General features: G+C 69.3%; 2 protein-coding genes and 1 pseudogene. 1 reads left to right on the top strand and 2 read right to left on the bottom strand.

All coding sequences use genetic code 11. From position 1 onward, the window contains the following. Positions 1–282 (top strand): annotated as a pseudogene (locus tag ACWGI8_RS41805) (hypothetical protein); the annotation flags it as partial. Between the two features lie 131 nt (positions 283–413). On the opposite strand, the gene ACWGI8_RS41800 reads toward ACWGI8_RS41805, so the two are convergent. Both ACWGI8_RS41800 and ku read right to left on the bottom strand, forming a co-directional pair. Continuing rightward, the gene (locus ACWGI8_RS41800) at positions 414–1,094 is read right to left on the bottom strand and encodes an SMI1/KNR4 family protein (RefSeq protein ID WP_453668687.1); all 681 of its coding nucleotides are present in this window, start codon (positions 1,092–1,094) and stop codon (positions 414–416) included. Between the two features lie 270 nt (positions 1,095–1,364). Further along, complete coding sequence (gene ku, locus ACWGI8_RS41795) at positions 1,365–2,270, bottom strand: non-homologous end joining protein Ku (RefSeq protein WP_453668688.1); 906 nt, start codon at positions 2,268–2,270, stop codon at positions 1,365–1,367. Between the last annotated feature and the right edge of the window lie 1,172 nt (positions 2,271–3,442).

Genomic DNA, 3,442 nt, shown 5'->3' with positions numbered 1-3,442 from the left:
GCCGCGCGCGGGCGCCGCACACCCCCCCGGGGGGGCCGGCACACCCGCGGGGGGGCGGGCGGCGACCCCCCCGCACCGCGCGCCGGCCTGGCGGCGCTCGCGGCGCTGGACGACTCACTGCCCCGCCACGCCGCGGTGGCGGCGTACCTCCACGAGCGCGACGGCGACCTGGCGACGGCGGCACGGCTGTACGCCGAGGCGGCCCAAAAGGCATCCAACCTCGCCGAACGCGACCACCTGACACGCCAGGCCGCCCGGCTCAACTCCCGTCGGCGTCGCTGACGGGCCGCGCTCGGATCTTCCCGCAGCACTTGGCGCTGCCCCGTGGTCAGAAGCGGTCGCCTCAGTTGTGGTCGGGGTCCCACTTGGCCTGTTTGGCCAACTACACCGCTCAGCAGCGCCGTGCGACGGGCCTACGGTGCCGACAGCGCCGTGCGCTCGGCTTTCTCCAGCCAGTCGGTGTACCAGCGGGCGAATGTCACCGGCGTACCGGCGTCATCGAGGAGCGGGGCGAGGTCGACGTCGTCCACCCGGCAGTCGGACCAGATCGTGCCGCGGTGGCTGCCACTGATGATCAGCCACTCCCTCTGGGCGCAGCCAAGGTGGGAGATCGCAACGGCGCCGGCGGTGCGCTCCGGGGCGAACATGACAGCCTCCCACCGCTCATCCCACGCCTCGATGGCGTCGTCGAAGTCTTCGATCGCGTCGAAGTCCTCTTCCTCGGGACGTTGAGCAAGAAGGTCGTCGAGCAGCTTCGGGTCGGGTCCCTGGTCGGGAAACCGCTCGGCAAGCCTGGACAGGTCGGTCATGTCCGCGCCGTCACCTTCCCAGCGCCAGCGGCCTTGCACGCGTCGAACCGGGAAGAGGCCGTACGCGGGGCCGGCGCCGCCCGCGCCGACGTGGAGCAGGAAGGTCCGGTACTCCTTCGGCAGTCGCACTCCTATCTGAGCTTCGAGTTCGGCAAGCTCGACCTGGGCGAGCGGCTCTTCCAAGACCCACTTGTGCCCCAATGCCCCGAACACCTTGCTGCCCGCAGGCCCTGCACCCGCCGCCTCGACCCGCTGACGTATGCCCACCCACCACTGATCAGTCACGCGCAGACCGTACGTGCCGCCAACGACACCGGGGCGCGGGCCCACTGCCTGAGCCCCCGAGCTGGCCCGTTGCAGCCAACTGGAACGCTCACCAAGACCGCTGACCTGGGCTCTTCACCGCTCCATGAGAGGGCCTGATCAGACTGAGCTGACGCCGGTTTGTCGCGGACGGCCACCACGCCCTCGACCTGTGCATTCCGCCGAGCCATACAGAACGCTCAGCCGGGCCAACTCAACCGCTCACAGGCCAACTCGCGCGCTCAGTCACACCTACGCACTGCGCGGCTTCCTGGCTGCGGCCTTCTTCGCCGTTGTCTTCTTGGCGGCCGTCTTCTTCCCGGTGGTCTTCTTGGCCGTGGTCTTCTTCTTCGGCATCTCGTGCACGGTCGCCGGCTCGCCGCGGCGCTCCTTGGCCTGCTCGACCGAGGCGTTGAGGGCGGCCATGAGATCGACGACCTGGCTGGCCGGCTCTTCTCGCTCCGGTAGTTCTGGGGGTGCGTGTCCTTCGCTCTTGGCGGCGATCACGGCTTCCAGTGACTCGCGGTACTCGTCGTGGAGGTCGGGCATGCCGTCGCTGCTCATCGTGTCCATGAGCGCGAGTGCGCCCTCGAGCTCCTGCTCGTCCAGCTCGGTCGCCTGCGGCGCCAGCTCGGTGGGGTCCCGGATCTCGTCGGGCCAGCGCATCATGTGGATCAAGATGGCCTCCTCGACGACGCGGAGCAGGCCGAGCCGCTCACGGCCGTGGAAGGCCAGTTTCGCGACGGCCACCTGGGAGCTCCGCTCCAGGGCTTTGCGGAGCAGGACGTAGGGCTTGGCGGCGACCGGTCCGTCGGCCTGGAGGTAGTAGCCTGCGCCGACGCGGATCGGGTCGATGCTCTCGGCCGGCACGAAGGCCTCGATCTCGATCGCCTTCGCGGTCGGCAGGGGAAGCGCATCCAGCTCCGCGTCGGTGATCTGGATGGTGTCGCCGCCCGGGAGCTCATAGCCCTTGCTGATCTCCGCGGTGCTGACCTCCGCGCCTTCGAGCTCGCAGATCTTCTTGTTGCGGATCGGGCCCATGTCGGCGAGATGAACCTGCCGGAACCGCACACTGCGGTCCTCGGTCGCAGGCAGGAGTTTCACGGGAATGGTCACGAGGCCAAAGCTGATGGCGCCGGACCAGACTGGGCGGGGCATGACGTACCTCCAGGCCCCCCTGGATTGCCGTCGCTCCAGCGTAAGACGCCCTCGGTCGGTGGGCACGCAGGCGTCGGCCCTCCCGCGGGGAGGCCGGGAGAGACGGCCAGCCCGCACTAGTGCCGGCGCCCGCTGCAGGACAATCACTACGCCCAGGGGAGGAATGGCGTTGCCGGGGCGCGGTGAGTGGTGAGTGGTGACGAGGTAACGGATCTTGCTGGTGTCGCTGCCGGTGACCGAGGCGATTGCCTCAATGCTGTGCCCGAGGCGGTGGAGGACGAGCGCGTCGTAGTGCAGCGGGGTGTCCGCAGGGACGGGGCGGGGGTAGGGGCGGCTGCCGGTACAGGCGACGAGCTGTTCCCACGCGGCCGTGGCTGGGCGGAGTTGGGCGACGATGTACGGCCAGTGCTCGGCTAGCAGGCCGCACGAGGTCCGCACGGCAGCCCGCGCCGCGCGCGGGGGGAGGTGAGCCTGGGCGTAGGAGAGATACAGATCGGTGTGGACGGTGAGAAACGCTTCCAGAGGAACGGGAAGAAGCATCATCGGGATCCCGTCGGCCGGGGCGGCGCAGGGCCCGGCCATGTCGAGCGCGGGTGAGGAGTACGGGTCGGGCGAACTCTTTGTCGGGGTGAGCGAGGGTGTCATCCGAAGGCATCCGCCCTGATGGGAGTCAGATGGGTGTTGGGAGCGAGAGCAGTGGTGTGGGGTCCGGGAGATTCCGGTGGGTGGGCTGCTTGCCATAAAGGCCGGATGGTGTCTGGTTGTCCGTTCAGCGCGGTGACCAAGTCCTTGACGGTGGTCCAGTCGGTGACGCGGGTGCCGGCCAGCAGCCCGGTGATGTCGTCTTCGCTGACCGCTTCGCGCGTCCGGGCGCACAGGGTGCTGGGCTCGACTTGCGGACCTTCACTCCGCATTTGTCGCTGCAGTACAGGCGCCGTCGTCCCGAACCGGGCTTCTGCTCCACCCTGTTGGAACAGCCCGGGCCGGGGCACGTCACCGGGCCCTGGTCCTTTGAGGCCATCAAATCTCATCCTTCGTGGGGGTGGCGAACGGGAATCAGGGGGGCACGGAAAAAGCAACTTTCCGACGCCCCCAGCCCGCCTGCAGCCCGGACAGCACCGACCGGACGACAGGCGGACTCGGGGCGGGGAGACCCGGAGAGACCTCCGGGC

The sequence above is a fragment of the Streptomyces sp. NPDC054841 genome (genome assembly GCF_053611045.1).
This window is presented reverse-complemented; position numbering and strand designations above follow the sequence as displayed.